Consider the following 24,828-nt stretch of genomic DNA (forward strand, 5'->3'; position numbering starts at 1 on the left):
ATCAGACCGCCAGCTTGGAGACAATCACAGCTACAACTCGGATCATTTGCGTTATCGTGGGGGCAGCCAGAGGGAGGTCGCCATGTACGCGTTGCGCCGCTTCGCAGTCCGCCGCTCACGCCAGTTCGAATGGGTTTACCAAAGGCTCGAAAGCCTTCTCGTCTCGCTGGACCCGCTCTTGTCCAAGCTCGGATATGCGCGGCTCGAACGCCCCGTCGCCGCCGTCGAGCGCGTGACCAAGGGGCTTTTGTTCGACTGCAAGATGTGCGGGCAATGCGTGCTGTCCTCGACCGGCATGTCCTGTCCGATGAACTGCCCCAAGCAGTTGCGCAATGGCCCCTGCGGCGGAGTGCGTCCGGGCGGGTTCTGCGAGGTGAAGCCCGACATGCGTTGCGTCTGGGTCGAGGCATGGGATGGCGCCTCGCGGATGAAGCACGGCGACAAGATCGGGGTCGTCCTGCCCCCCGTTGATCGGCGGTTGGAAGGGAGTTCCGCCTGGCTGCGCGCCAGCCGGGAACGCGTGCAGCAATTGACCGAAGGGACCGAGGCGAACCGAACCGCGCTGGCGCGCACCTACCCCGAGGCCCGCGCCAGTGCACCGACCTCGGCCCCGCTGACCGAAGAGACCCGCAAGGAAGGGGCCGCGCGATGAGCATGTTCTACTCCGACCCCAACGCGATCCGCCCCTATGAACCGATCCCGGAAGGGCACAAGGCCGGGTCCGTGCTGGAGCGCACCCTGAGGGCAGGCGAGTTCGCGGTCACGTCCGAATTGAACCCGCCCGACAGCGCCGACCCCGAGGATGTGTTCGCCGCCGCCAAACCGCTGGCCGAGGTCACGGATGCGATCAACGCGACGGATGCGTCCGGGGCCAATTGCCATATGTCGTCCATCGGCATCTGCTCGCTCCTCACGCGCACGGGGCATGGCTCGGTCTACCAGATCTCGTGTCGCGACCGGAACCGGATCGCCATTCAGGGCGACGTGCTGGGCGCCGCCGCGATGGGCGTGCGCAATGTGCTGTGCCTCACGGGCGACGACGTGGGCGCCGGGGACCAGCCGGGCGCGAAGCCGGTGTTCGATCTGGACAGCGTTTCCCTGATCCGGCTCATCAAGACGATGCGCGACGAGGGGCGGTTCCTGTCGGGGCGCGAGATCGCAAAACCCCCGCGCCTTTTCATCGGGGCGGCCGAAAACCCCTGCGTCGATCCGGTCGACTACCGCGCCGACCGGCTCGCCAAAAAGGTCGAGGCGGGGGCGGATTTCATCCAGACCAACTACATCTTCGACATTCCGCGTTTCGAACGGTTCATGGAGCGGGTGCGCGACATGGGGCTCGACAAGCGGGTGTTCATCCTTGCGGGCGTCGGCCCGCTCGCCTCGGCCAAGGCCGCGCGCTGGATGCGCTCGAACGTGCCGGGCATCCATATCCCCGACAGCGTGATCGACCGGTTGGAAAAGGCCGAAAAACCGGGGGACGAGGGGCGCAGGATCTGTGTCGAACTCATCCAGCAGGTGAAGGATATCGCGGGCGTCTCGGGCGTGCACATCATGGCCTATCGGCGAGAGCATCTGGTCGCCGACATCCTGCGCGAGGCGGGCATCGCCCGGCCCCAGAAACAAAGCGCCTGAGGCCCGCGTATACAGCTGACGCGATGGATGATACGCCTCGTTTCGACAACACGAGGTGACGCATGGCATGGACGCCTGAGGATATGGGGTCGCTCGACGGCCAGGTGGCGATGGTCACGGGGACGAGCGGGTTGTGCACCGCGATCGTCGCGGGTCTCGCCCGTGCCGGGGCGCATGTCATCATGGCCGGACGCTCGGTCGAACGGGGCGAGGCTGTGCTGGACAAGATCCGTGCCGAGGTGCCGGGAACCAAGCTCAGTTTCCGGCAGGTGGACCTTGCCGACATGGCCTCGGTCAAGGCCTTCACGGCCAAGACGCTGGCCGAGCTGGACCGGCTCGACATCCTGATCTGCAACGCCGCCGTCATGGCCGAACTGGGGCGCAGCGAGACCAAGGACGGGTTCGAGATGATGTTCGGGGTCAACCACCTTGCCCATTTCGCGATGGTGGTCGGGTTGCTGCCGCTTCTGTCACGGTCGAACGCGCGGGTCGTCGCGCTGTCCTCGGGGGCGCACAAATACGGCGAGTTCGATTTCGACGACCTTCAGACCAAGGGCAAGTTCAAGCCGATGGTGGCCTATGGCAAGACCAAGCTCGCCTGCCTGATGTTCGCGAAAGAGCTTCAGCGGCGCAGCGAGGCGCAGGGCTGGGGCATCACTTCGGTCGCCGCGCATCCGGGGTTCTCACGCTCGCAGGGGGTCTATGACCGCCTAGCAACCATCCCGATCATGGGCTGGATCGTCGGCACCTTCATCATCCCGTTCATCTCGCAGGTGCCGGAGAAGGCGTCGGAGGCGATCCTCTACGCCGCCACAGCCGATGATGTGACCGGCGGCGATAACTATGGCCCGGTGGGCTTTCGCGAACTGGTCGGCCCGGTGGGTGTCGCCTCGACCGCCGACTACGCCGAGCGTGAGGATATCGCGGCGCGGCTCTGGGCGGTGAGCGAGGATCTGACCGGGGTGCGGCAAGACGACGTGATGGCGCAATGAGCGTTCCCGTGACGCCCGAAGCCGGGTAAGAGCGGCCCGATGATCGTGGACGTGGTATATGAGGACGACCGCTGGGTGGCGCTGGGGCTCGAAGCTCTGGCCGAAACCGCCTGCGCGGCGACGCTCGCAAGGCTGGGCATCGCGGGTGCCGAGATCGCGCTGCTTGCCTGCGATGACGACCGGATCGCCGCGCTCAACATTGAGTTCCGGGACAAGCCGACGCCGACCAACGTGCTGTCATGGCCATCCGAGGAACGCGGCGCGGATCAGCCGGGGGGCGACCCCTACCCGCCCGAGGACATGGAACTGGGCGATATCGCCATCGCCTATGACACCTGCGCGCGGGAAGCCGCCGAGGCCGGCAAACCGATGGTGGATCATGTGACCCATCTTGTCGTACATGGAACCCTTCATCTGTTGGGTTATGACCACATAGACGACAAAGATGCGGCCCTGATGGAAGGGCTGGAAACGGAAATACTTGGCAAGATGGGTCTCGCCGACCCATATGGAGGGACGGAGACGTGATCTCCGGGCCAGTGGAAAGGACAGATGGGCGACACCGACGGGTCTTCTAGCGCGGCGCAGAGCGCGCGCGAGGAAGAGGAAAACGCACGGTCCGAAGGATTCTTCGGACGTATCATCGGGGCGCTCAGCCCCTCGGACACGGATGAGGCCGAGGCACATGATGCTCCGGCTGGCGGTGGCGACAGCGCCCGCGCCGTTCCCCTTGGCATGTTGAACCTGCGCCGGATGCGCGTGGAGGACGTGATGATCCCGAAGGTCGAGGTCGTCGCGGTCGCCGAGGATATCTCGCTCCCCGATCTGGTCGAGAAATTCCGCGAATCCGGCAACACGCGCCTGCCGGTGTTCCGGGGCACGCTGGACACGCCCATCGGGCTGGTCCACCTCAAGGATTTCGCGCTCAAGCACGGCTTCAACGGTGACAGCCCGGATTTCGATATGGGTGACCTCGTGCGCCCGCTGATCTATGCGCCGCCGTCCATGCCCATCGGCGTCCTGTTGCAAAAGATGCAGACGGACCGGATGCACATGGCGCTCGTCATCGACGAATACGGCGGCGTCGACGGTCTGGTGACGCTCGAAGACCTCGTGGAGCAGGTCATCGGCGAGATCGAAGATGAACACGATCTGGAAGAGGGCGCCCTGTGGATGCAGGAACCTTCGGGGTCGTGGCTGGTCGAGGCGCGCGCGCCGCTTGAAGAATTCGAAGAGGCGTCGGGCCTGTCGCTCGTCACCGAGGACGTGGAAGAGGAAGAGATCGACACTCTGGGCGGTCTCGTCTTTCTCGAGGCGGGCCGCGTGCCCGCGCGCGGCGAGGTGATCGAACATCCCTCGGGTGCCGAGTTCGAAGTGGTCGATGCCGAACCCCGGCGGATCAAGCGCCTGCGCGTCAGGCTTCCGGGCGAAGGCAAGGCGTAGATGCGCGAGGCGATGCAGCGGCTTGCCGCGGCGAAGTGGAAGGGGCTGTTCGCAGCCCTTTTCTTTGGCGGCATGGCCGCGGTCGGTCACGAACCCTTCGGCCTTTACACCGTCAGCATCGTCGCCTTCGCGATGGGTCTGGGTCTGGTTCTGGACGCCCCGAGCTGGAAACGCGCGGGCGTGCTCGGCTGGATGGTCGGCACCGGGTTCTTCGCGGTGCAGTGGAGCTGGCTGGTCAATCCCTTCCTCGTCGACATCAAGGCACACGGCTGGATGGCACCTTTCGCGGTCATCCTGCTCGCCGGCGGTATGGCGCTGTACTGGGGCGTGGCCTCGGCCCTTGCCGCGCTCGTCCGCCCGGCCCTGCGCTGGGTCGCGCTGCCGATCGCGCTGGGGCTCGCCGAATACGTGCGGGCCTGGGCCTTCACCGGGTTTTCATGGGGTGGGCCGGGGCTGATCTGGATCGACACGCCGGTCGCGCAGATTGCGGCGTGGATCGGCGCCTATGGGCTCGGCTGGGTCACACTCTTCTTCGCGGCGCTCATCTATGTCGCGATCTATTCCGGCTGGCTCAGGGTCGGCGTGGTCGCGGCGGGCGTGGCGCTTGCCGGTTTCGGCTTTCTCGCCGACCAGCGGCCCCTGCCCCCCACGACCGAAAACGTCCTGCGGCTCGTCCAGCCCAACGCGGCCCAGCACCTGAAGTGGGAGCCGGACTGGGTCATGACCTTCTTCGAACGCGCCACGGCGCTCTCCTCGGCCCCCGCCGATGGGCGCGAGCCTGATCTGGTGGTCTGGCCCGAAACCTCGATCCCCGCGCTTCAGGGTCAAGCCCCGCTGCTTGAAGAACGCGCCTTCCGCTCCGCCGCCCCCGCGCCCCTCGTGGCGGGCATCCAGCGGCGCGAGGGATCGACCTATCGCAATTCCATCGTCTACTACGATGCGCCGGGCGAGCCTGCGTGGATTTACGACAAGCACCACCTCGTCCCGTTCGGGGAATTCGTCCCCTTCGGCAACCAGCTCGCCAAGATCGGCATCCGGGGTCTGGCCCAGCAATCCGGCTATGGCTTCGAAGAGGGCGACGGCCCGGTGATCCACCAGCTTCCCGGCACGCTGGGCAAGGCCCTGCCGCTGATCTGCTACGAGGCGATCTTTCCGCGCGACATCCGGGGCGCGAAGGGACGCGCCGACATGATCCTGCAATTGACGAACGATGCGTGGTTCGGCACCTTTTCCGGCCCGCAGCAACACCTCGTCCACGCCCGGTTCCGCGCCATCGAGTTCGGCCTGCCGCTCGCACGTGCCGCCAACACCGGGATCAGCGCCATGATCGACGCCAAGGGCAATGTCACCGCCGCGCTGCCCCTGAACGAAGCCGGGTTCCTCGACGCGGACCTTCCCGCACCTCTGCCGCCCACTGTCTATGCCCGGATCGGCGATCTGCCCTTCATTGTGGCGCTTTCGGCGCTGTTCGCCGGGCTTCTGGCCTTCGCGCGGCGCAAATCCGTTGACCCGGTTGCGGCACCCCTGTAACGCAAGGTGACCCAACCGCCACAACGGCTTCCTGACGTGGCGGGGATATCATAACGGAGCACTTTTCATGGCACGATCCAACTACGTATTCACTTCGGAATCCGTTTCCGAGGGCCACCCGGATAAGGTCTGCGACCGGATTTCCGATGCGGTTCTCGACGCCTTCCTGTCCGAAGACCCCTATTCCCGCGTGGCCTGCGAAACCTTCGCGACCACCGACCGCGTCGTCATCGGCGGCGAGGTGCGCGGCCCCGCCAGCGTGATCGAACGCGTGGAAGAGATCGCGCGCGATTGCGTCAAGGACATCGGCTATGAACAGAAGGGCTTTCACTGGGCCAACATGAAGGTCGACAACTACCTTCACGCCCAGTCCGCCGACATCGCCCAGGGCGTCGACGCAGCCGACAACAAGGACGAGGGCGCGGGCGATCAGGGCATCATGTTCGGCTACGCGACGGACGAGACGACGGCGCTCATGCCCGCCCCGATCCTCTATGCCCACAAGATCCTCAAGCGTCTGGCCGATGCCCGCAAGAACGAAGGCATTGTCCAGCTTGGTCCGGATGCGAAAAGCCAGCTTTCGGTGCGGTATGAAAACGGCCAGCCCGTCGCGGTGACCTCGCTCGTCCTGTCGACCCAGCACCTCGACGACACCATGACCTCGGACGACGTGCGCGCCCTCGTCACGCCTTACATCGAAGAGGTGCTGCCGGCCGAGTGGATCACGGACGAGACCGAATGGCACGTGAACCCGACCGGCAAGTTCGTCATCGGCGGGCCGGACGGCGACGCGGGCCTCACGGGCCGCAAGATCATCGTCGACACTTATGGCGGTGCGGCCCCCCACGGCGGCGGCGCCTTTTCGGGCAAAGACCCGACCAAAGTGGACCGCTCGGCGGCCTATGCCGCGCGCTACCTCGCCAAGAACGTGGTGGCGGCGGGCCTTGCCAAGAAATGCACGCTGCAACTGTCCTACGCCATCGGCGTCGCCAAACCGCTGTCGATCTACGTCGACACCTACGGCACGGGCACGGTGGACGAAGCCGCGATCGAAAAGGCGGCGGCCAAGGTCATGAACCTGACCCCGCGCGGCATCCGCGAACATCTCGGCATGAACCGCCCGATCTACCAGCGCACGGCGGCCTACGGCCACTTCGGCCGCCCGGCCGAGGACGACGGGGGCTTTTCGTGGGAAAAGACGGACCTCGTGGACGCGTTCAAAGCGGCGGTCTGACGAGCCAGAAATGAATGACGCAAGGCCCCGGCACTATGCCGGGGCCTTTCATTTTGGCACTACCCGTCCTCTTCTTCGGTCTGAAAATACCTCGGAGGGGGTGTGGGGGAGGCAGCGCCTCCCCCGCTCAGGTCGACCGGACGCAAGGCCGGGCGAAATCACTCGGCGGGGACGAGCCCAGCCTCATTGCGCGACACCGACACGCGGCCCGGGCCGAACGCCACGACCATCAGCATCCCGCCCGCGATGGTCACGTTCTTCATGAACGAGATCACTTGACCCTGCGCGGCCATCGCGTCCTCCATCCCGAAGGACGGGATCAGGTGGAACAGAAGCCCCGACACGACCGAGAACCCGGCAAGCAGAAAGGCCGCCAGACGCGCCTGAAAGCCCACGAGCAGCGCGATCCCGCCCACGACTTCGACGAGGATCACGATGGGCAGAAGGCCGGGGGCCACACCCATCGCCTCCATATACCCTGCGGTCCCGGCGTATCCGGTGATTTTCTGAAGACCCGAGATGATGAACATCGCGGAGAGGAGAAGCCGTGCGAGAGGCGCGACATAGGCGAGCGTTTGTGCGTTCATTGTTTCATTCCTTGACTGTTGGCCCATCCGGGCGATGGCCAAGAGATGCATCAGCGCCGCGTCTTGCACCATTCTCCAATTTCATACACTTTATGTGCACACCAGCACATATTGATCCGCCTCCCGCCTGCGGGTATGCGCGGCGCATGAGCGAGACGAGACATCAAAGCGGCGCGCCGTGGCGCAATTTCTACGGACGGTTCAAGGCTAAGGGGCTGCGCGAAAGCCAGATCGCCTATCTCGAAGAAGACCTGCCGAAACTCTCCCCCGGCCCGGTCGGCTGGGACGAGAACCCGGAGCGTGAAAACCTCGACCTCGCCAGCCTGTTCGGCGGGCGCGACGTCTGGCTCGAAATCGGCTTCGGCGGGGGCGAGCACCTTGTCCATCAGGGCGAGACCTATCCGAACGTCGGCCTGATCGGTTGCGAGCCTTTCGTGAACGGGGTCGCGATGATGCTGGGCAAGCTGCGCCAGTCCGAGGCGACGAACATCCGCGTCCACGCGGGCGATGCGCGCGACCTGTTCGACGTGCTGCCGGAGGGTTCGATCTCGAAAGCGTTTCTGCTCTACCCCGACCCGTGGCCCAAGAAACGCCACCACCGCCGTCGCTTCGTGACGCCCGAGCACCTCGAACCGCTGCACCGTGTCCTGAAACCGGGGGCCGAGTTCCGCGTGGCCACCGATATTCCCGACTACGTGCGCCAGACGCTTGAAGAAGTGCCCAAGGCCGGGTTCGACTGGCTGGCCGAAGGCCCCGCCGACTGGCGCGAGCCGTGGGGCGACTGGCTGTCGACTCGCTACGAACAAAAGGCCCTGCGCGAGGGCCGCGTGCCGCATTACCTGACCTTCCGCCGGAACTGACCGGCTTTCCTAGTCCTGGTTCACATCCACGTGCACGGGCCGATCGGCCCGCTTTCCCCCGGTGATCTGCGACCGGCTGTCGGCCCAGCGCGAGACGAAATCGCGCTCGTCGCCGTAGTCCATGAAGCCCGCGTAATGGTCATGCGCCCCGTCCCAGCGTTCCGCGTGCTTGATCGGGCACCAATAGGCCTCGGTCCGCGCGGCGATTTCGCGGGCATAGGCGATGACCCCGTTCCCATATCCGCAATAGACGCAGTTCACCTTCTGCACCCAGTTGAGATAGGGCAGCCGGTGGCGGTCGACCTTCACATGGTCCCGCCGGCGCACTTTGGGGATGCCGTAGACCGGGAAGCAGACGTGCATGTAGACCGTGACGAACAGGTCCATCACAACGAAGGCGATGAGCACGGAATAGATCACCGGCGCGGTGATGACGTTGAGCGGCTTGATGCCGCGCACATATTCGGCGAACGCCTGTCTGGCCCGCCTCTGGCGCCGCCGCACCTCGGCGTCGAAGATCAGCCGCCCTCGCTCCCATCGCCCGCCCAGCGCCTCGATCCGGCGCTCGTATTCGGCCTCGAGGGCTTCGCGGGTCTCGCGCGCATGGCTGCGCAGCATCTCTAGCCGTCTGGGCATGTCCGATCCTCCGATGCCTGGACAATGGGCGCATTGACCCCCGTTTCGCGCCACCGCGCAATTGGAAACAATCAGTTTCGGCCTTAATCGTTGCCTGACCTGCCGCAATCCCGGCATAACAAAGGCAGGGCCGCCCCGGATACGTCCCTCGTAATCTCTCCGGGCGGCCCCCTGTGAACGCCGGGGTCACATGACCTTTTTTCTGCTAAGCATGGTGTTGGTCGGCGCTACCGTGACGGTAGTGCGACCCGCCATGTACGCAGGCCGCAGACCTATTCCGCTCATCGGTGTCTCAGGTTCCCACGTCATCATTCTGGGCACGATCCTCGCCGCCATCGCGCTGACCTTCGACGTGGTGACGAGTGCCTCGTTGCTGATCGCGCTTACCATACACGAGCTTGGCATCGTGCTGGGTCACCGTCTTGCGGGCCACGCGGACGTGCGCTTTCGCCTCATCCCGATGCCCCGGTCCGGGCCGGTGTCGCGCGATCCGCATCTCACCGATCTCGAACATTTCTTCGTCGTGCTCATGGGCCCCGCGCTGGGCCTTGCCCCGATGGTGCTGGCCTTCGCCCTGTCCGACCTGTTCGCGGGCCACCCGCTGCAACACCTTTTCGGCACGCTGGCGCTGACGCTCGGCGCGTTCAACTTCATCGCGCTTCTGCCGATCTGGCCCTTGTCCGGCGGCACGCTGGTGCAACTGATGATGCGCCCCGGCTTTCCGCGCGTCTCGGCCCTGCCCGCGGCCTCGCTCTTCGCTGGAATGATCGGCATGTCGTGGGCCACGGATACGCCCGGCCTGTTCCTGATTTCGGTGATCGGCGCACTGGCCTATGCGATCCGCCCGCCGATCCCCAAGGAACGCCCGCCGATGCCCGGCCGCGCGCTCATGACGGCGATCCCGGCCTACCTCACCACCCTTTCGGCCTTCTTCCTCGGCGGCTGGTGGGTGCTGCTGGTCGTGACCGGGCAGTTCTGACCCCTTTCCCTCGCGCGGCACCCATGCAAGTCTCCCGCTCGAAACGGGAGGACGACATGGCCATTACCACCTGCATTTTCGACGCCTACGGCACGCTGTTCGACGTGTCCGCCGCCGCGCGGGAGGCTGCGGAGGAACCGGGGAACGAGGCGCTGGCCAAGGTCTGGCCCGCCCTCGCCGCCGACTGGCGCACGAAACAACTGCAATACACATGGCTGCGCGCGGTCACGGGCGAGCACACCGATTTCTGGACCGTCACGCAGGACGGGCTGGACTGGGCGCTCGACAAACAGGGGCTGCTCGGCGACGAGGCGCTGCGCGAACGCCTGCTGGCGCTGTATTGGGAGCTTTCGGCCTATCCGGAAGTGCCCGCGATGCTCGCCGCGCTGAAAGAGGCGGGCTTTTCGACCGCGATCCTTTCCAACGGTTCGCCGGACATGCTGGACGGCGCCGTGCAGTCCGCGGGGATCGGCGATCTTCTCGACGATTGCCTGAGCGTCGAAAGCGTCGGCATCTTCAAACCGGCGGATGCGGTCTACGACCTCGTGAACAAACGGTTCGGCTGTGAAAACGAGCAGGTTCTGTTCGTTTCGTCGAATGGGTGGGATGCCTCGGCGGCCTGCGGATACGGCTTCTTCACGGCTTGGGTGAACCGCGCGGGCGAACCGATGGACCGGCTTGGTCACCCGCCGCACGAAATGCTCACAGATCTCACGACCATTCCCGACATCGCGAAGGCCATCTGATGACCGAGGTTCAGCACTTCACGACGCCTGACGGGCTGTCCATCGCCTATACCGACGAGGGCGAAGGACTGCCGCTGATCGCCCTGTCCGGCCTTACCCGGAACCATCGCGATTTCGATTTCGTCGCGCCGCACCTGAAGAATGTGCGCCTGATCCGTATGGATTATCGCGGGCGCGGGCAAAGCGACCGGGCCGATTGGTCGACCTATACCGTGCCTGCCGAGGCGGGTGACGTGCTGGCCCTGATGGCGCATCTGGGGATCGACAAGGCGGCTTTTCTGGGCACGTCGCGCGGTGGCCTGATCTCGATGGTGATCGCCGCCACGCAGGCCGACCGGGTGCTTGGCGTCTGCCTGAACGATGTCGGCCCCGTGGTGGATCGCGAAGGGCTGAAGGTCATCGACGGCTACATCGGGCGCAAACCCAAAGCCGCCACGCTGGACGAAATGGCGACGATCCGGGCGCAGACGGTCAACGGGTTCGAAGATGTCCCCGCGTCCCGTTGGCGCGAAGAAGCGGAACGGTCCTACGTCGAAACCGACGATGGCCTCGACATTCGGTACGATCCCGCCCTGCGTGAAAGTTTCCTCGCCGCGATGAATGCGGAGATGCCGGACCTCTGGCCGCTCTTCATGGCTCTGGCCGCAAAACCGCTCGCCGTCATACGCGGCGCCGGGTCCGACGTGCTGACCGCCGAGACCGCAGCCGAAATGCGAAACCGCATCCCCGAAATGCGCTACGCCGAAGTGCCGGGGCGCGGCCACGCGCCGTTTCTGGACGAACCGGAGGCGGTCGAAACGATCAACGCGTGGCTGGACGACTGCCGATGAACCTCGACATGATCCGGGCGGCGGCGATCCGCATTCACGGCCATGCCCGCGTGACGCCGCTTCTTCATTCTCCGTTTCTCGACGAGATCGCGGGAAAGCGCATTCTGATCAAAGCCGAGTGCCTTCAGGTCACCGGCAGCTTCAAGTATCGCGGCGGACGCTCGGCGGTGTCCTCGATCCACCCCGAAGTGCGCAAGAAGGGGGTCATCGCGTTTTCCTCTGGGAACCATGCGCAGGGTGTCGCGCAGGCGGCACGGGATTTCGGCGTGCCTGCGGTGATCGTGATGCCGTCGGACGCGCCGCGGCTGAAGCTTGAAAACACCCGCGCGCTGGGGGCCGAGGTCGTGACCTATGACCGCGCGACGGAAGACCGCGACGCGATCGGCGCGGCGCTGGCCGAGGAACGCGGGCTGACGCTCATCAAACCGTTCGACGAGCCCGAGGTGATCGCGGGCCAGGGCACGGTGGGGCTTGAGATCGCGGCGCAGGCCAAGGCGCTTGGCGTCACGCAAGCCGAAGTCCTGATCCCCTGCGGGGGTGGCGGGCTGACCTCCGGCACGGCAATCGCGCTCAACGCCGACGCGCCGGGAATGCGGGTCAGGCCGGTCGAGCCGGAGGGGTTCGACGACGTGGCACGGTCGCTCGCCTCCGGCAGCATCCAGCGCAACCCGGCGCTCACCGGCTCGATCTGCGACGCGATCATCACGCCCGCACCGGGACAACTGACTTTCCCGATCATGCACGCGCTTTGCGGACCCGGCCTCGCCGTGCCCGATGCAGACGCCTTGCGCGCCATGGCCCATGCATTTCTGCGGCTGAAGATCGTGGTGGAACCCGGTGGCGCTGTGGCGCTGGCCGCCGCGCTGTTCCATGCGCGCGAGACCGAGGCCGACACGCTGATCGTCGTCGCCTCCGGCGGCAATGTGGACCCGACGAGTTTCGCCCAAGCCCTCGACACCCTCTGACACAGGGAGCCCCTGATGGAGTTCACCCTCGCATCCTTCAACGTCAAGAACCTGATCGGGCCGGACAAGGAGTATTACGAGTTCCAGTCCTACACGCCCGAGGAATACGCGTGGAAGCGCGACTGGATGGCGAGCCAGCTTGTCGATCTTGATGCCGATGTGATCGGTTTTCAGGAGATTTTCGAAGAGGAACCGCTGCGCGAGGTGATCGCGGAGGCTTCCGACCGGGCGCGCACGTTGAACGATGCGGTGATCCCGTCGAAGGGCAAGGCGTATCATCGCAAGGTCATTTTCCGGAAACTGGGGGTGGAGCCTTATGACGACGCGGCGCTGGCCTTTGCCCGCAATGCCGCCGACACGGGGCAGCCCGGCAAGCGCCGCCCCGGTGTGGCGGTCCTGTCGCGCTTCGGCTTCATGAGGGAACCGGAGGTCATTCAGGATTTCACCACGCCCCTGACCATCCCGTTCCAACCCCTGCGCGGTTTGAACGGCGACCTCGACGCCGGAGCGTTCACGCTGCGCCGCTTGTCGCGCCCGATCCTCAAGGTTCGAATTCCGGTTGGGGATCAGGTCATTACCCTCTTCAACTGCCACCTGAAGTCGAAATTGGGCGAGTTCATCAGGCCCGAAGGCGCGGACTTCGCCCCGGAAGAAGACCTTGTCCATTACGATCCCGTGGGCCGCGCGATGGGGTCAATGCGCGCCGCCGTGCGCCGCATGGCCGAAGCCTGGGTGCTGCGGCGTGAGATCGTGGCGGAGCTGGCAAAGGGCCATCCGGTCGCCGTCATGGGCGACTTCAACGACGGCGAACATGCGGTGAGTTCCGAGATCGTCTCGGGCGAGGTGCCGTTCCGCAACTACCAGTGGATGCTGCGCCACGACGCCGAAAGCTATTCCGACCGTTATTCTTCGGAGGAAGCCGCGACCATCAAGGAACAGGTGGAGCGCAACCGCCTGCACGCCGCCGAGGGGCTGTTCGTTCGCAAGTCCCTGCGCGACATGGTCTATACCACCGCCTTCGCGGGGGTGTTCGAAAGCATCGACCAGATCTACCTCAGCCGCCACTTCCACCCGGATTACGACAAGCGGATCGCGGATATGGAGTATTTCTCGGTCCTGAACGACCATATCACCGACGGCTCGCACCCCGAAGCCCCCTACAACAAGCTCGCCTCGGACCACGGGCAGATCAAGGCGCACCTCAGGCTGCGCGACGGTGAGGACTGAGCCGTGACCACGCGTATCCTGTTCGTCTGTCTGGGCAACATCTGCCGCTCGCCCACCGCCGAAGGCGTCGCGCGCCGGATGGGCGCGGACCATGACCTGACTTTCGACAGCGCGGGCACGTCCGGCTGGCATATCGGCGAGCCACCCTATGGCGACATGCAGCGCGCGGCGCGCAGGCGTGGCTACGACCTGTCACCGCTCAGGGCGCGCCAGTTCGACGCGGCCGACTTCGACACCTTCGACCTGATCCTCGCGATGGACGCGGAGAACCTGCGCGACATCGAACGGAAGCGCCCACCCGGCAACACGACGCCCGTGCGCCTGTTCACCGACTATGCACCCGAGACGGGCATGGATCACGTGCCCGACCCCTATTACACCCGCGCGTTCGACGAGACGCTCGACCTTGTCGAAGCCTGCACCAAGGGATTGCTGAAGGCGATCTAGCCGCAGCTTTTCGCTGCGATCACGCCGTAATCCTTCCACTTGCGCCAAAAGGCGCCGTCGTTTGCATCCGCGCTCTGGCGCGTCTCCTGGCTCTTGTGCGGGTCCGCGAAGAACGCGGCGCCCTTGCGCTGCTCATGCGGGGCGAGCAGCTGATCGGCCACGCCCTGAATGCAGTTGCACAGAACCGAAGAGGCCGCCGTGCGACCCGATTTCATGCAGGCGGTTTCGATGATGCCCGCCGCCGAGGCCGGGGCGGCCAGCACGAGCGCAAAGCCCGCGCCGAGAATGATGCGTTTCATGGTCGATCCCTGACTGTCGAAACACCGTTGTCCAATGGGCGCGGAAGTTAGCACGCTTTGGTGGTTTGCGAAACAGTCACGCTGTCACAGGGGCGTCAGGGTGGCGGTGCGCGCCAAGGCCTCGACATCTTCGCGCCGGCACAGCGCGGTCGCATCCGTCGTCACGGCGGCCGAGGCCGCCGCGCAGCCCTGCACCAGCGCGGCCTCGGGCGCCGCCCCGCGCGACAGGGCAAGCGTGAAGGCCCCCACAAAGCTGTCGCCCGCGCCGACCTTGGACTTCACCGGGACGTCGATGGTGTTGGCGTGCCAGCGCCCCTGCGCCGTCGCCAGAACCGACCCGTCCGCCCCAAGCGCCAGCACCACGACCTCGGCGATCCCGCCCACGATGAGGGACTGGGCGAAATCCGCGACTTCTTCGCGGGTGACGAGCCTTCGTCCCGCCAGTTCGGCGCTCTCGGCCCCGTCGAGCCTGAGCACGTGATGGCGGGCATGGCCGACGCCCAGAAGCGCGCGCAGCGGCGGGCCGGAGGTGTCGAGGATGAGCCGCGCCCCCACCGCTTCGATCTCGGCGGCCAGTCCGGTGGGGAAATGCACCGGGACGCCGGGCGGCTGGCTGCCCGACAGAACCACGAAACCGTCCCGCGGGGCCGCCGCGACGATGGCCCGGATCGCGGCCTCGGCCAGAGCCGGCGACCAGCGCGGCCCCGGCATGACGAACCGGAACTGCTCGCCCGTGCCCTCGTCGGTCACGGCGAGCGACTGGCGCGTGTCGCCGGGAATGTCGAACACCACCGGGTCAAGCGGCTCGTCCTCCAGAAGATCGCGAAACTGCGCGCCCTTATGCCCCGCCAGCGCGACGAAAGCGCCGGCCCGCCCGCCAAGCTCGCCGATGGCGCGCGCGACGTTGACGCCGCCGCCGCCGGTGTCGAGCGACGGCATGGCGCAACGCAGCTTGTCATCGGGCCGCACCCTGTCGACCGAGGTCGACATGTCCAGCGCGGGGTTCAACGTCACGGTGAGAATGCCTGTCATGGCCAGACGCTAGCCGCCCCCGGAAGGACTGTCACCAAGGTTTCGCGAAACCGTCATGCCCCGGTTTCAAGCCCGCCCATTCTATGCGCATCGGACAGGTCAACAGGGAGTATTCCGACATGACCCGCACGCTCACCTTCGCCCTCGCCAGCGCGATTCTGGCAGGCGCCGCCATCGCCGCCCCCATCGAACTGGGCCCCCGCCCCTACTACCTGATCGACCGGATGGAGGAGGGCGCGCTCAAGGACAAGCTCATGGCCTGTCAGGACATGGACATGACCGCGCAGAAATTCTCGATCGGTCACCGTGGCGCGCCGCTCATGTTCCCCGAGCACACTGTGGAATCGAACCGCGCCGCCGCGCGGATGGGGGCCGGTATCCTCGAATGCGACGTGACCTTTACCGCTGACAAGGAACTGGTCTGTCGCCACGCGCAGAACGACCTGCACACCACGACCGACATCCTTGCCACGGACCTCGGCGCGAAGTGCACCACGCCGTTCGCGGGTGCCGACGGCGACACCCCCGCCGTCGCCGAATGCCGCACCTCGGACATCACGCTGGCCGAGTTCCGCACGCTGACCGGCAAGATGGATGCCGCGAACCCCGTCGGCGAAATCGTCGAGGCCTATATGGACGGCACCGCAGGCTGGCGCACCGACCTTTACGCGGCCATGGGAGGCACGCTGATGACCCATGCCGAGTCGATCGCGCTGTTCGACGAGCTGGGCGCCGACTTCACGCCCGAGCTGAAATCACCGTCGGTCGAAATGCCCTTCGATGGGTTCACGCAGGCCGACTACGCCCAGAAGATGATCGACGAATACAAGGACGCGGGCATCGCGCCGAACCGCGTCTGGCCGCAATCCTTCAACCTCGAAGACGTGCTCTACTGGATCGAGAACGAACCGGAGTTCGGTGAGCAGGCGGTGTATCTGGTCGAATGGTCCGAGGGCTTCGACGAGCAGAATGCCGAGACGTGGGCCGAGGATTTCGCGGCGCTGGTGGATCAGGGCGTCAACTACCTCGCCCCGTCGATCAACATGCTGGTCACCGTGAAGGACGGCGAAATCGCCGCGTCGGAATATGCGCTGGCGGCGAAGGACGCTGGCCTGAACCTCATCACGTGGACGCTGGAACGCTCCGGCCCGCTCACCACCGGCGGCGGCTGGTATTACCAGTCTGTCGCGGAGGCCGTGGATAACGACGCCGACTATTTCACCGTGCTCGACGTGCTGGCGCAGGACGTGGGCGTGGACGCCGTGTTCTCGGACTGGCCCGCGACCGTCACCTATTACGCCAACTGCATGGCGCAGGGCATGTAGGCGGTTTCGCCGCGGGCTTGCGCCCGCGACGATCCATGCGAGGGGGCGCTGCCCCCTCGCGCTCCCCCGAGGTTTCTGGAAACAGAGAAGAGGCGCGGCTCAGGTCGCGCTTTTGTCGTTCTGGGGGAAGATGCGGCCCCAGCGGATGCGGGACCAGAGCCGTTCGTGGGCCGCGTAGCAGACGAAGCCGACGAGGGCCGACGTGAGGGCGAGCGCCCCGCCTGTGGTGAGCGATCCGGTGGCGACATAGCCGAGAACGGTGGTCGTGACGAGACCGAGCAATTGCCATGTGATCGCTTTCGCGACTGTGCGGCGCGCGGTGTCCATCCGAGGCTCCCGTTCGTTTTGGCGTTGCGTGGGAAAGGCTTATCGGCTGGACGGGTGGGCGCGAAGTCTGTTACCCGTAAACTGAACCGGCCATTTGTTTATAATAGACAACATCGCTTATGAAAATCGACAAGCGCGACCGTGCGAGCCTGTTCCGTGAACGCCTGCTGTCGGCGATGACCCTCGCGGGGGCCAGCCGCGCCGGGATCGCCCGTGCGACGGGCGTGAACCGGTCCACGATATCGCAGGTTCTGGAGGCCGAGGCCGCACGCCTGCCCTCGGCCCAGCTGACCGCCGACCTGGCGCAGGAACTGGGCGTTTCGACCGACTGGCTGCTGGGGCTCACCGACCGGCCCGAACGGCCCGGCGACGCCATCGCGGCGGCCATGCAGATGACCGAGGCCGACCGCACCCCCGCCGACGACCAGCTTCTCGACTGGTATCGCGAGGCGGCGGGATACAAGGTGCGCCACGTGCCCGCGACCCTGCCCGATATGCTCAAGACCGAGGATGTGCTGCGCTGGGAATACGCGGATTTCCTGTCGAAGACGTCGGATCAGGCGATTTCCGCGATGCGCGAGCGGCTGGATTTCCTGCGCGCCCGGTCATCCGATCATGAGATCGCCCTGCCCGTTCAGGAGGTGACGGCGCTGGCCGCAGGCGAAGGCTATTACCGGGGGCTGGGGGCCGGCGCGCGACGGGCGCAGATCGACCATCTGATCGCGCTTCACGAGGAGTATTTTCCCAGCCTGCGGGTGTTCCTGTACGATGCGCGGCGCGTGTTTTCGGCGCCCCTGACGGTCTATGGACCGTTGATCGGGGTCATCTACGTCGGGCGCTTCTACCTCGCCTTTCGCGAATCCTCGCGCCTGCGGTCGCTGACCGAGCACTTCGACTGGCTGGTGCGCGAGGCGGAGGTGGATGCCCGCGATTTCGGGCGGTATCTGGCGCGGCTGTGAGCCGATATCAGGTCTCGTCGTCGTCCTTCGTGCGGCCAGACAGGGCCGCGCCGATGGCGGCGCCCATCCCGGCCCCGATCGCGATGCCCGCGCCGACATTGTCCATCGCCACGCCGATGGCCGTGCCGATCCCGATGCCCAGCGCGATGGCGGCCCCCATGTTCATGGTGGCCCCCTAGCCCCGGTCCATCCGGCTGCGTAGGCCACTGGCCACCGCGCCGATGGCGGCACCCAGCGCCACGCCCCAGGCGGCCCCCTCGGCCGCAGCCCCGGTGGCCGCCCCGAACGACGCGCCGATGGCGATGCCCAAGGCGACGCAGATACCCATGTTCAGCCTCATGCCGGCCTCCTTTCACAGTAAAAGCATATCTGTCACGTAACATATCCGGGCCTTGCAAACAAAACCCGCCAGCACGATTTTGCCCACTTCCACGCCTGTCGGAAGGGTGTTATCTCCCACCGCCATGACTGACCTCGCTCACATCCGCAATTTCTCCATCGTCGCCCATATCGACCACGGGAAATCCACGCTCGCCGACCGCCTGATCCAGGCCACGAACACCGTGCCGGATCGCGACATGAAAGAGCAGTTACTCGACGCCATGGATATCGAGCGCGAGCGGGGCATCACCATCAAGGCCAACACCGTGCGCATCGAATACGACGCGCTGGATGGCCAGTCCTATGTGCTGAACCTGATCGACACGCCCGGCCACGTCGACTTCGCCTATGAGGTCAGCCGGTCCATGCGCGCGGTCGAAGGTTCGCTGCTGGTTGTGGACTCGACCCAAGGGGTCGAGGCGCAGACGCTCGCCAACGTCTATCAGGCGATCGACGCGGATCATGAGATCGTGCCGGTGTTCAACAAGATCGACCTGCCCGCGTCGGACATTTCGCGCGTGGCCGAACAGGTCGAGGACGTGATCGGGATCGACGCCTCGGGCGCCATCGCGGTGTCGGCCAAGACCGGCGAGGGCATCCGCGAGGTGCTGGAAGCCATCGTGCACCGCCTGCCCGCCCCCACGGGCGACGCCGATGCGCCGCTCAAGGCTATGCTGGTCGACAGTTGGTATGACCCCTATCTCGGCGTCGTCGTGCTGGTGCGCGTCATGGACGGCAGGATGAAGAAGAACGACCGCGTGATGTTCATGCAGAACGGCACGGTTCACCAGATCGACAAGATCGGCGTGTTCCGCCCCAAGATGCAGGACGTGAAGGAGCTTGGACCGGGCGAGATCGGCTTTATCACCGCGTCGATCAAACAGGTGCGCGACACGAAGGTCGGCGACACGATCACGCATGAGAAGAAGGGGTGCGAAAAGCCCCTGCCCGGCTTCAACCCGTCGATCCCGGTGGTGTTCTGCGGCCTGTTCCCTGTGGATTCGGCGGAGTTCGAGGATCTGCGCGACGCGATCGAGAAACTCGCCTTGAACGACGCTTCCTTCAGCTACGAGATGGAGACCTCGGCCGCGCTCGGGTTCGGGTTCCGCTGTGGTTTCCTTGGCCTCCTTCATCTGGAAGTCGTGCGCGACCGGCTGGAACGCGAATACGACATCGAACTCATCACCACCGCGCCCTCGGTGGTCTACAACATCTACATGAAGGACGGGACGATGCAGGAGTTGCACAACCCGGCCGACATGCCCGACCTGACCTATGTGGACCACGTCGAGGAACCGCGCATCAAGGCGACGATCATGGTCCCGGACGAGTTTCTGGGGGACGTGCTGAAACTCTGCCAGGACCGTCGCGGCATCCAGCTCGACCTCACCTATGCCGGGTCACGCGCTATGGTGGTCTATGACCTGCCGCTGAACGAAGTGGTCTTCGACTTCTACGATAGGCTGAAATCGGTAACGAAAGGTTACGCGAGCTTCGATTATTCGATTGAGGGCTACCGGCAGGACAACCTCGTGAAGATGCAGATCCTCGTGAACGACGAACCCGTCGACGCGCTGTCGATGATGGTCCACCGCGACCGCGCCGAAATGCGTGGCCGGGCGATGTGCGAGAAGCTAAAAGACCTGATCCCGCGCCACATGTTCAAAATCCCGATCCAGGCGGCCATCGGCGGCAAGGTCATCGCGCGGGAGACGTTGTCGGCGCTCCGCAAAGACGTGACGGCCAAGTGCTATGGCGGCGACGCGACCCGGAAGAAGAAGCTGCTGGAGAAGCAAAAAGCCGGTAAGAAGAAGATGCGCCAGTTCGGCAAGGTGGAGATCCCGCAGGAGGCATTTATCTCGGCTTTGAAGATGGATGGGTGAGGGGAAAGAAGAAGAAACTGATGCTGCGCAAGTGGCACCAGACCTGCAAGTTGGTTCGTGGTTTTGGATTTGTTCCGCCAGCGAGCCAACTGAGTTCGAGGAACGTCTCGCCACAACCATAAGAGGGATTTGTTCCGAGATTGATTTTGTTTTTCTCTCCCTCTATTCCCTATCGCCTAGGCTATCCGAAAAAGAATATCACCGCAGAATGTTGAAGTTCGCTGGTAGCGATGCCCATTATATCATTCTTACGACCAAAACTGGAGATGAGTTCCGGTCACATCATCTTTCGCTCAACTTCAACTCTGATTGTGTGAAGAACGTCAAGGTTTCCGAGTTTTCACATCGTTTCAATGAAGAGGAGGTATTGGTCGCCTTTAGGGAGGCTTCTGTTGAGAAGGAGGATGGCTTTTCAACTCATAGGGCTTATTCAGAAACGGGTTTAGTTTCATGTTTTCTTGGTTCTGGGATGATTTTTCCACCCATCATTTCGTCTTTCTTCAGTGCAAAAGAGCGAAAATTTTTTACTCGGAAACTCACTATTCGCGAGAAGGCTCCGCTTGACGACATTGCCCAAAAATTTGGAAACCTAATTGATGCTGAGGTGGATTTTACCTTGCTTGGAGAACCTGCGAAGAAAGCCTTAAGGATGTTGACCAAGGCACGGGGTAGTAAGGATGAAGCTGCGAAGTGGGTTTATTACCGTGCTGCGCTAGAACAGTCATTGGGACGAAACTATATCAATGAAATTCGGAGGAGGTACAAGAGACACCCAAAGGCCAAGAATGCTGCTGAGCAGACAGTATCGCGACTAAAGTCCTTGCGTGACAATCTGGTCCATCATGCGGAGATAGGTACTCAATCTAGTTTGGACGAACGTGCAATTCATAGCATCGTTCTAGACGGAATTGGTTTCAGGTTTGACGGTGAATTCGTGCTGACATCAATTCTTAGAGAATTGGCAGAATAGCAACCGACGGGCGGGCTTTAGCCCGCCTCCCCGCCAATCCCTCGCGCCAAATGGCGGGCTGACGCCCGCCCTACGCAATCGCTTCTCCACGATGCCATGTCATCACAACGTCAAATCCATCCCCACCCTAAACCGCCCATCCCGTCACACCGACGACCACGGCCAAGCCTCGGGCCGTCCGGCGACCCCTGGTTCACCGGGCTCACCCAACACCTCCGCAGAAGCCCCGCGAAGTCGCCCTCGCCACAGATGTGTTGAAACAAATCGTCGGACCTACCCCCCACACCCAAACCCGCTATTCTCCCAACGAGGGAGGACAACCCACACCGTGAACCTGCAACTCGTCATCAAGCACCGGGTGGGCGTCCGGATGGAGCGGTTGGGCGCTGATGAGCGGCCCCGGTTTCGTGTGCTCTCAGACCATTGGGAGGCGGCGTTGGCGACGCTTGGCGACCTCTCACGCACACTCGACAAGGCGGGGGTCGAGCATTTCGTGTCGGACGGCACGCTCCTTGGCCTGATCCGTGACGCGGGCTTCATTCCCGGCGACAACGACATCGACGTGAAGCTGCCGCTGGAGGCTATGACCCCCGACCTTGTCGCCACGCTCGCCGGTGCAGGGTTCGTGCCGTTCCGCCAGATCTTCGTGCAGAACAGGCTGGTCAATGTCGGGGTGTCCCGTGACAGCTTTCACATCGATATTGCGGGGCTTTATAGCGAGGACGGCACGGCGTTCTACGACCAGCCGATGCTGCATCCGAGCGGGTGTTTTCGCAACGGCTTCCTCACCTACGGGTTTCCGCACACGGGCCGGGAACGGTTCACCGTGGCCGGGGTCAGGCTCTGGCGTCCGAGCGCGCCCGAGCGGATGCTCGGAGCCTTCTACGGCCCCGGCTGGCGCGTGCCCGTCACCCATTGGGACCATTTCTTCAGCCCGCCCGGCCTTGTCCGGGCCACCGGCGCGCCCGAATTTCTGCGCCGCGTCGCGGGGCGCTGGACCGAGGCGCAGGGTGCGGGCGACGGGCCGCCGCCGATGCCCCCCGCCGACCCGATGCCGCCGCTCGAAATCAAGGAGAGACGAGGATGGCGAAACCGCATTCCGTGGTTCTGACCACTGGGGTCTTCGACCTCATGCACTCCAACCACCTCGCCGCGCTGCGCGAGGCCAAGGCATTCGGCGACCACCTGATCGTGGGCGTCCATGTCGATACCGTCGTCGAAAGCTACAAGCGCACGCCGATCCTGCCTGCCGAGGAACGGCTGAAACAGGTTCAGGCGGTGCGTTGGGTCGATGAGGCCTATATCGACCCGCTGCCGGAGGTCGCGGACAGCTACGAGGCGCGGTATCAGCGGTTCCGCCCCGATCATTTCGTCTATTTCGGCGAGGGGTTCGACGATGCGTTCGAGCCGATGACACGGCGCGGGTTGCTTCGGCGGTTACCTTATCACGAGGGCATCTCGACCTCGCAGATCATCGAAACGGTGCGGCGGCGTCTGGCGGACGGGACACTCTGACGCCCGCATGGCCCCTGCGGCATCCGCCCCCCGGCGGAACAAGAGCGCGCGGGCGGTCGTTCGGTTTCCCGAAGGAGATACCGATGCCGACCGACACTTCCCTGACCGCCCGACTGCCCGACCGTGCCGAGGACCTCGCCCGTGTGGACCGGGTCGCCCGGCTGCTCGACACGCGCTACGGCATCCCCGGCACGCGCCTGCGCTTCGGCCTCGACTCGATCATCGGGCTGATCCCCGGCGTCGGTGATACGGCGATGCTCCTGCCCTCGCTCTGGATCATGTCGGTCGCGTGGAAACATGGCGTGCCCAAGCGCACCATCGGGCGGATGGCGTGGAATGCGGGCGTCGATTACGTCATAGGGAGCATCCCGCTCGTCGGTGATCTGTTCGACCTCGTGTTCAAGTCGCACCGCAAGAACGCCGCGCTTCTGCGCGAGGCGCTTGCGAACGGTGCCTAGAGGCCCGACGCGCACCGGAACCGGCCCCTTTGCCCGCGCGTTGAGCGGCAAAGGAGACACATCATGAAACATGGTTGGAGACTGCTTTTCATCCCGCTCTGGGCGCTCTGCGTCGCCGGTGTGGTGGTGATCGCCGGGCTTGCGCTTGGGCTGTTCACATGGGTGACCTTCGTCGTCGCCGGCGTCGTCGGTCTGGTCGTGGGCATCCCCGCGGGCCTGTGGAACACCAAGAAGGTGCGCCGCGACGATCCCGACTGGAAGACCGACCGGCACATCCCGGCCTGAGGCGAATTACCGCGACGGAATTGCCGTGGCGTGGCGTATGTTAGGGGTGAACAACCCGGAGCTTCGCCATGCCGCATGGATATACCCGCACCCAGATCATTCTTCACTGGGCCATCTTCCTTCTGATCGCCGCGCAATTCGTGTTTCACGACGCCATGTCCGAGGCGTGGCGCAGCCTCATGCGCACGGGCGGCTACGAGGCCAACGCGCTTGTGGCGCAGCACGTGTTCACCGGGTTGGCCGTTCTGGCTCTGGCGATCTGGCGGCTCGCGATCAAGTTGCGGCGGGGTGCCCCGCCGTTGCCCGAGAACGAGCCTGCCGTGCTGAAGCTTGCCGCACATGCCACGCACGTCACCCTTTATCTTCTGATGATCCTCGTCCCGGTGTCGGGCGCGGTCGCCTGGTTCGGCGGCATCGAGAACGCGGCCGAGGGGCATGAACTGCTCAAGACCGTTCTGCTCATCGTCGTGCTGATCCATTTCCTCGGTGCCGTCGCGCAACGGGTGATCTTCAAGTCCGACGTGATGACGCGGATGGTGCGCCCGAACCCGTGACCCGCCTCGTCTTCATGATGCACTCGATCATCGGGGCCACGCTTGCGGGCGTGGCCGTCGTGATCGCCCTTGTGTCGAGTGTGACAGGCCTCTGGCCTCTTTTGGCTTCGGCCGTCGCGGGCTGGGTGATCGCGTGGCCCATTGCCTTCGTCATCGCCAAACGTATTCAGTAAACGGAATGACGTAGATCAAGGACAGGTCCGGCCTGCCCGCCCATCTTCACCCGGAACGCGCGTGTGAATTGGGGAGGGAACGATGTTCCTTTGGATTGCGCTTTACGCAATGGGCGGCACGACGCTCGCCGGTATATTCATCGTCGCCGCGCTGACGGCGGGCTACACCACGACCATGCCGATCGTCTGGGCCGCCGTCGCGGGCTTCGTGGTGGCGCTGCCGGTCGTGTGGATGGTGGGCCGCAAGCTGCGCGGATAGGCGTGAAAGCGGTTGCATGGGGTCGGTTGCTGCGGCTATCTCGCCTGCAAGCGGCCCCTTAGCTCAACTGGATAGAGCAGCTGACTTCTAATCAGCAGGTTCCGGGTTCGAGTCCTGGAGGGGTCGCCAAGGACATCAGGTCATTGGCAGGAAATTGGTCGTCTTGTCGTCGCAGTGGTCAAGCGCAGGGTGCGCTTTTGCTTGGCACTTCCCGCACGCAGTTTCGACGGTTGCGTGCAGAGACTCTAGCTAAATCCCGCCGCTCGGACGCAAGCTGGCCAGACCGCCGCACAGTCCGGG

General features: G+C 64.6%; 32 protein-coding genes, 1 tRNA gene and 1 riboswitch. Of the genes, 26 read left to right on the plus strand and 7 right to left on the minus strand.

All coding sequences use genetic code 11. The features are described from left to right. Window positions 1–82 precede the first annotated feature (82 nt). The 7 genes from FCT00_RS02640 to metK all read left to right on the plus strand — a co-directional run bounded on the left by FCT00_RS02640 (window position 83) and on the right by metK (window position 6,831). Window positions 83–652 (plus strand): methylenetetrahydrofolate reductase C-terminal domain-containing protein, encoded by a 570-nt coding sequence (locus tag FCT00_RS02640; RefSeq protein WP_138421731.1) that lies wholly within the window; start codon window positions 83–85, stop codon window positions 650–652. Then, window positions 649–1,632: a methylenetetrahydrofolate reductase gene (locus FCT00_RS02645; protein ID WP_138421732.1), complete on the plus strand. Its 984-nt coding sequence runs from the start codon at window positions 649–651 to the stop codon at window positions 1,630–1,632. The genes FCT00_RS02640 and FCT00_RS02645 overlap by 4 nt, the downstream gene beginning before the upstream one ends. A gap of 62 nt (window positions 1,633–1,694) precedes the next feature. After that, window positions 1,695–2,624 (plus strand): SDR family NAD(P)-dependent oxidoreductase, encoded by a 930-nt coding sequence (locus FCT00_RS02650; RefSeq protein WP_138421733.1) that lies wholly within the window; start codon window positions 1,695–1,697, stop codon window positions 2,622–2,624. A gap of 39 nt (window positions 2,625–2,663) precedes the next feature. Next, window positions 2,664–3,152, plus strand: coding sequence for an rRNA maturation RNase YbeY (ybeY, locus tag FCT00_RS02655; RefSeq protein ID WP_138421734.1), 489 nt, complete (start codon window positions 2,664–2,666; stop codon window positions 3,150–3,152). Window positions 3,153–3,176: 24 nt separating this feature from the next. After that, window positions 3,177–4,067 (plus strand): hemolysin family protein, encoded by an 891-nt coding sequence (locus tag FCT00_RS02660; RefSeq protein WP_138421735.1) that lies wholly within the window; start codon window positions 3,177–3,179, stop codon window positions 4,065–4,067. After that, complete coding sequence (lnt, locus tag FCT00_RS02665) at window positions 4,068–5,597, plus strand: apolipoprotein N-acyltransferase (protein WP_235888927.1); 1,530 nt, start codon at window positions 4,068–4,070, stop codon at window positions 5,595–5,597. A gap of 12 nt (window positions 5,598–5,609) precedes the next feature. Then, window positions 5,610–5,658: riboswitch (SAM-SAH riboswitch) on the plus strand. Window positions 5,659–5,664: 6 nt separating this feature from the next. Then, window positions 5,665–6,831, plus strand: coding sequence for a methionine adenosyltransferase (metK, locus tag FCT00_RS02670; RefSeq protein ID WP_008334258.1), 1,167 nt, complete (start codon window positions 5,665–5,667; stop codon window positions 6,829–6,831). Window positions 6,832–6,989: 158 nt separating this feature from the next. On the opposite strand, the gene FCT00_RS02675 is transcribed toward metK, so the two are convergent. Continuing rightward, a complete protein-coding gene (locus tag FCT00_RS02675; protein WP_138421736.1) occupies window positions 6,990–7,418 on the minus strand; it encodes a DoxX family protein in 429 nt (142 codons plus the stop codon). Window positions 7,419–7,564: 146 nt separating this feature from the next. Here FCT00_RS02675 and trmB point away from each other — a divergent pair, with 146 nt between their 5' ends. After that, window positions 7,565–8,278 carry a tRNA (guanine(46)-N(7))-methyltransferase TrmB gene (trmB, locus tag FCT00_RS02680; RefSeq protein ID WP_138421737.1) on the plus strand — a complete coding sequence of 238 codons (714 nt, stop codon included), beginning with the start codon at window positions 7,565–7,567 and terminating at the stop codon, window positions 8,276–8,278. Window positions 8,279–8,287: 9 nt separating this feature from the next. Here the strand turns inward: trmB and FCT00_RS02685 are convergent, their stop codons facing one another. Then, on the minus strand, window positions 8,288–8,914 hold the full coding sequence (locus tag FCT00_RS02685; RefSeq protein ID WP_138421738.1) for a hypothetical protein: 627 nt from the start codon (window positions 8,912–8,914) through the stop codon (window positions 8,288–8,290). A 190-nt stretch (window positions 8,915–9,104) separates the two neighbouring features. Here FCT00_RS02685 and FCT00_RS02690 point away from each other — a divergent pair, with 190 nt between their 5' ends. From FCT00_RS02690 to FCT00_RS02715, 6 genes are read left to right on the plus strand one after another with little or no spacing between them, the layout of a single operon-like run. Beyond that, window positions 9,105–9,893, plus strand: a complete 789-nt coding sequence (locus tag FCT00_RS02690) for a zinc metalloprotease (protein ID WP_040885173.1) — start codon at window positions 9,105–9,107, stop codon at window positions 9,891–9,893. A 56-nt stretch (window positions 9,894–9,949) separates the two neighbouring features. Then, entirely contained in the window at window positions 9,950–10,639 is a 690-nt protein-coding gene (locus FCT00_RS02695) for a haloacid dehalogenase type II (RefSeq protein ID WP_138421740.1), read from the plus strand. Next, window positions 10,639–11,469, plus strand: coding sequence for an alpha/beta fold hydrolase (locus FCT00_RS02700; RefSeq protein WP_138421741.1), 831 nt, complete (start codon window positions 10,639–10,641; stop codon window positions 11,467–11,469). The genes FCT00_RS02695 and FCT00_RS02700 overlap by 1 nt, the downstream gene beginning before the upstream one ends. Then, complete coding sequence (locus FCT00_RS02705) at window positions 11,466–12,434, plus strand: threonine ammonia-lyase (RefSeq protein ID WP_138422545.1); 969 nt, start codon at window positions 11,466–11,468, stop codon at window positions 12,432–12,434. The genes FCT00_RS02700 and FCT00_RS02705 overlap by 4 nt, the downstream gene beginning before the upstream one ends. Before the next feature lie 12 nt (window positions 12,435–12,446). Continuing rightward, the gene (locus FCT00_RS02710) at window positions 12,447–13,661 is read left to right on the plus strand and encodes an endonuclease/exonuclease/phosphatase family protein (RefSeq protein ID WP_171042923.1); all 1,215 of its coding nucleotides are present in this window, start codon (window positions 12,447–12,449) and stop codon (window positions 13,659–13,661) included. Between the two features lie 3 nt (window positions 13,662–13,664). After that, window positions 13,665–14,108 carry a low molecular weight protein-tyrosine-phosphatase gene (locus FCT00_RS02715; RefSeq protein ID WP_138421743.1) on the plus strand — a complete coding sequence of 148 codons (444 nt, stop codon included), beginning with the start codon at window positions 13,665–13,667 and terminating at the stop codon, window positions 14,106–14,108. On the opposite strand, the gene FCT00_RS02720 is transcribed toward FCT00_RS02715, so the two are convergent. Together FCT00_RS02720 and FCT00_RS02725 are read right to left on the minus strand one after the other, a co-directional pair. Continuing rightward, window positions 14,105–14,407: a hypothetical protein gene (locus tag FCT00_RS02720; RefSeq protein WP_008334210.1), complete on the minus strand. Its 303-nt coding sequence runs from the start codon at window positions 14,405–14,407 to the stop codon at window positions 14,105–14,107. The two genes, FCT00_RS02715 and FCT00_RS02720, sit on opposite strands and share 4 nt — an antisense overlap. 84 nt (window positions 14,408–14,491) lie before the next feature. Beyond that, window positions 14,492–15,439, minus strand: coding sequence for a 1-phosphofructokinase family hexose kinase (locus tag FCT00_RS02725; RefSeq protein ID WP_138421744.1), 948 nt, complete (start codon window positions 15,437–15,439; stop codon window positions 14,492–14,494). A 119-nt stretch (window positions 15,440–15,558) separates the two neighbouring features. On the opposite strand from FCT00_RS02725, the gene FCT00_RS02730 reads away from it, so the two are divergent. Next, a complete protein-coding gene (locus tag FCT00_RS02730; RefSeq protein WP_171042861.1) occupies window positions 15,559–16,764 on the plus strand; it encodes a glycerophosphodiester phosphodiesterase family protein in 1,206 nt (401 codons plus the stop codon). Between the two features lie 99 nt (window positions 16,765–16,863). Here FCT00_RS02730 and FCT00_RS02735 read toward each other — a convergent pair whose 3' ends face one another. Then, a complete protein-coding gene (locus FCT00_RS02735; protein ID WP_138421746.1) occupies window positions 16,864–17,091 on the minus strand; it encodes a DUF2061 domain-containing protein in 228 nt (75 codons plus the stop codon). 119 nt (window positions 17,092–17,210) lie between these two features. Between FCT00_RS02735 and FCT00_RS02740 the strand changes: the two genes are divergently transcribed. Next, entirely contained in the window at window positions 17,211–18,050 is an 840-nt protein-coding gene (locus FCT00_RS02740; RefSeq protein ID WP_138421747.1) for a helix-turn-helix domain-containing protein, read from the plus strand. Window positions 18,051–18,057: 7 nt separating this feature from the next. Here the strand turns inward: FCT00_RS02740 and FCT00_RS21375 are convergent, their stop codons facing one another. Both FCT00_RS21375 and FCT00_RS21380 read right to left on the minus strand, forming a co-directional pair. Next, window positions 18,058–18,216: a hypothetical protein gene (locus FCT00_RS21375; protein ID WP_171042862.1), complete on the minus strand. Its 159-nt coding sequence runs from the start codon at window positions 18,214–18,216 to the stop codon at window positions 18,058–18,060. 9 nt (window positions 18,217–18,225) lie between these two features. After that, window positions 18,226–18,390 (minus strand): glycine zipper domain-containing protein, encoded by a 165-nt coding sequence (locus FCT00_RS21380; protein WP_008334195.1) that lies wholly within the window; start codon window positions 18,388–18,390, stop codon window positions 18,226–18,228. A 124-nt stretch (window positions 18,391–18,514) separates the two neighbouring features. On the opposite strand from FCT00_RS21380, the gene lepA reads away from it, so the two are divergent. The 10 genes from lepA to FCT00_RS02790 all read left to right on the plus strand — a co-directional run bounded on the left by lepA (window position 18,515) and on the right by FCT00_RS02790 (window position 24,657). Beyond that, on the plus strand, window positions 18,515–20,314 hold the full coding sequence (gene lepA / locus FCT00_RS02745; protein WP_138421748.1) for a translation elongation factor 4: 1,800 nt from the start codon (window positions 18,515–18,517) through the stop codon (window positions 20,312–20,314). After that, window positions 20,307–21,284 (plus strand): hypothetical protein, encoded by a 978-nt coding sequence (locus tag FCT00_RS02750; protein ID WP_138421749.1) that lies wholly within the window; start codon window positions 20,307–20,309, stop codon window positions 21,282–21,284. Before lepA ends, FCT00_RS02750 begins: the two co-directional genes overlap by 8 nt. 328 nt (window positions 21,285–21,612) lie before the next feature. Beyond that, entirely contained in the window at window positions 21,613–22,395 is a 783-nt protein-coding gene (locus tag FCT00_RS02755) for a LicD family protein (RefSeq protein WP_171042863.1), read from the plus strand. Next, window positions 22,368–22,799, plus strand: coding sequence for an adenylyltransferase/cytidyltransferase family protein (locus tag FCT00_RS02760; RefSeq protein WP_138421751.1), 432 nt, complete (start codon window positions 22,368–22,370; stop codon window positions 22,797–22,799). The genes FCT00_RS02755 and FCT00_RS02760 overlap by 28 nt, the downstream gene beginning before the upstream one ends. 83 nt (window positions 22,800–22,882) lie before the next feature. Next, window positions 22,883–23,257, plus strand: a complete 375-nt coding sequence (locus FCT00_RS02765; protein ID WP_138421752.1) for a DUF4112 domain-containing protein — start codon at window positions 22,883–22,885, stop codon at window positions 23,255–23,257. Between the two features lie 63 nt (window positions 23,258–23,320). Then, window positions 23,321–23,542: a hypothetical protein gene (locus tag FCT00_RS02770; protein WP_138421753.1), complete on the plus strand. Its 222-nt coding sequence runs from the start codon at window positions 23,321–23,323 to the stop codon at window positions 23,540–23,542. Window positions 23,543–23,610: 68 nt separating this feature from the next. After that, window positions 23,611–24,096 carry a cytochrome b gene (locus FCT00_RS02775; protein WP_008334179.1) on the plus strand — a complete coding sequence of 162 codons (486 nt, stop codon included), beginning with the start codon at window positions 23,611–23,613 and terminating at the stop codon, window positions 24,094–24,096. After that, entirely contained in the window at window positions 24,093–24,269 is a 177-nt protein-coding gene (locus FCT00_RS02780; protein WP_138421754.1) for a CTP synthetase, read from the plus strand. The genes FCT00_RS02775 and FCT00_RS02780 overlap by 4 nt, the downstream gene beginning before the upstream one ends. A gap of 82 nt (window positions 24,270–24,351) precedes the next feature. Then, complete coding sequence (locus tag FCT00_RS02785) at window positions 24,352–24,528, plus strand: hypothetical protein (RefSeq protein ID WP_008334176.1); 177 nt, start codon at window positions 24,352–24,354, stop codon at window positions 24,526–24,528. Between the two features lie 52 nt (window positions 24,529–24,580). Then, window positions 24,581–24,657 (plus strand) — tRNA-Arg (locus FCT00_RS02790). Window positions 24,658–24,828 lie beyond the last annotated feature (171 nt).

The organism is Maritimibacter alexandrii (assembly GCF_005871115.1).
Taxonomy (GTDB): Bacteria; Pseudomonadota; Alphaproteobacteria; order Rhodobacterales; family Rhodobacteraceae; genus Maritimibacter; species Maritimibacter alkaliphilus.

Bases quoted from the DNA above. Each gene is read 5' to 3' on its own strand.
- FCT00_RS02720 (WP_008334210.1), bottom strand. From the start codon at position 14,407: ATGAAACGCATCATTCTCGGCGCGGGCTTTGCGCTCGTGCTGGCCGCC.
- FCT00_RS02750 (WP_138421749.1), top strand. From the start codon at position 20,307: ATGGGTGAGGGGAAAGAAGAAGAAACTGATGCTGCGCAAGTGGCACCA.
- FCT00_RS02700 (WP_138421741.1), top strand. From the start codon at position 10,639: ATGACCGAGGTTCAGCACTTCACGACGCCTGACGGGCTGTCCATCGCC.
- FCT00_RS02660 (WP_138421735.1), top strand. From the start codon at position 3,177: ATGGGCGACACCGACGGGTCTTCTAGCGCGGCGCAGAGCGCGCGCGAG.
- FCT00_RS02640 (WP_138421731.1), top strand. From the start codon at position 83: ATGTACGCGTTGCGCCGCTTCGCAGTCCGCCGCTCACGCCAGTTCGAA.
- ybeY (WP_138421734.1), top strand. From the start codon at position 2,664: ATGATCGTGGACGTGGTATATGAGGACGACCGCTGGGTGGCGCTGGGG.
- FCT00_RS02730 (WP_171042861.1), top strand. From the start codon at position 15,559: ATGACCCGCACGCTCACCTTCGCCCTCGCCAGCGCGATTCTGGCAGGC.
- FCT00_RS02645 (WP_138421732.1), top strand. From the start codon at position 649: ATGAGCATGTTCTACTCCGACCCCAACGCGATCCGCCCCTATGAACCG.
- FCT00_RS02695 (WP_138421740.1), top strand. From the start codon at position 9,950: ATGGCCATTACCACCTGCATTTTCGACGCCTACGGCACGCTGTTCGAC.
- FCT00_RS02685 (WP_138421738.1), bottom strand. From the start codon at position 8,914: ATGCCCAGACGGCTAGAGATGCTGCGCAGCCATGCGCGCGAGACCCGC.
- lepA (WP_138421748.1), top strand. From the start codon at position 18,515: ATGACTGACCTCGCTCACATCCGCAATTTCTCCATCGTCGCCCATATC.
- FCT00_RS02775 (WP_008334179.1), top strand. From the start codon at position 23,611: ATGCCGCATGGATATACCCGCACCCAGATCATTCTTCACTGGGCCATC.
- FCT00_RS02650 (WP_138421733.1), top strand. From the start codon at position 1,695: ATGGCATGGACGCCTGAGGATATGGGGTCGCTCGACGGCCAGGTGGCG.
- lnt (WP_235888927.1), top strand. From the start codon at position 4,068: ATGCGCGAGGCGATGCAGCGGCTTGCCGCGGCGAAGTGGAAGGGGCTG.
- FCT00_RS02760 (WP_138421751.1), top strand. From the start codon at position 22,368: ATGGCGAAACCGCATTCCGTGGTTCTGACCACTGGGGTCTTCGACCTC.
- FCT00_RS02770 (WP_138421753.1), top strand. From the start codon at position 23,321: ATGAAACATGGTTGGAGACTGCTTTTCATCCCGCTCTGGGCGCTCTGC.
- FCT00_RS02765 (WP_138421752.1), top strand. From the start codon at position 22,883: ATGCCGACCGACACTTCCCTGACCGCCCGACTGCCCGACCGTGCCGAG.
- FCT00_RS02740 (WP_138421747.1), top strand. From the start codon at position 17,211: ATGAAAATCGACAAGCGCGACCGTGCGAGCCTGTTCCGTGAACGCCTG.
- trmB (WP_138421737.1), top strand. From the start codon at position 7,565: ATGAGCGAGACGAGACATCAAAGCGGCGCGCCGTGGCGCAATTTCTAC.
- FCT00_RS02725 (WP_138421744.1), bottom strand. From the start codon at position 15,439: ATGACAGGCATTCTCACCGTGACGTTGAACCCCGCGCTGGACATGTCG.
- FCT00_RS21380 (WP_008334195.1), bottom strand. From the start codon at position 18,390: ATGAGGCTGAACATGGGTATCTGCGTCGCCTTGGGCATCGCCATCGGC.
- FCT00_RS02785 (WP_008334176.1), top strand. From the start codon at position 24,352: ATGTTCCTTTGGATTGCGCTTTACGCAATGGGCGGCACGACGCTCGCC.
- FCT00_RS21375 (WP_171042862.1), bottom strand. From the start codon at position 18,216: ATGAACATGGGGGCCGCCATCGCGCTGGGCATCGGGATCGGCACGGCC.
- FCT00_RS02675 (WP_138421736.1), bottom strand. From the start codon at position 7,418: ATGAACGCACAAACGCTCGCCTATGTCGCGCCTCTCGCACGGCTTCTC.
- metK (WP_008334258.1), top strand. From the start codon at position 5,665: ATGGCACGATCCAACTACGTATTCACTTCGGAATCCGTTTCCGAGGGC.
- FCT00_RS02705 (WP_138422545.1), top strand. From the start codon at position 11,466: ATGAACCTCGACATGATCCGGGCGGCGGCGATCCGCATTCACGGCCAT.
- FCT00_RS02690 (WP_040885173.1), top strand. From the start codon at position 9,105: ATGACCTTTTTTCTGCTAAGCATGGTGTTGGTCGGCGCTACCGTGACG.
- FCT00_RS02735 (WP_138421746.1), bottom strand. From the start codon at position 17,091: ATGGACACCGCGCGCCGCACAGTCGCGAAAGCGATCACATGGCAATTG.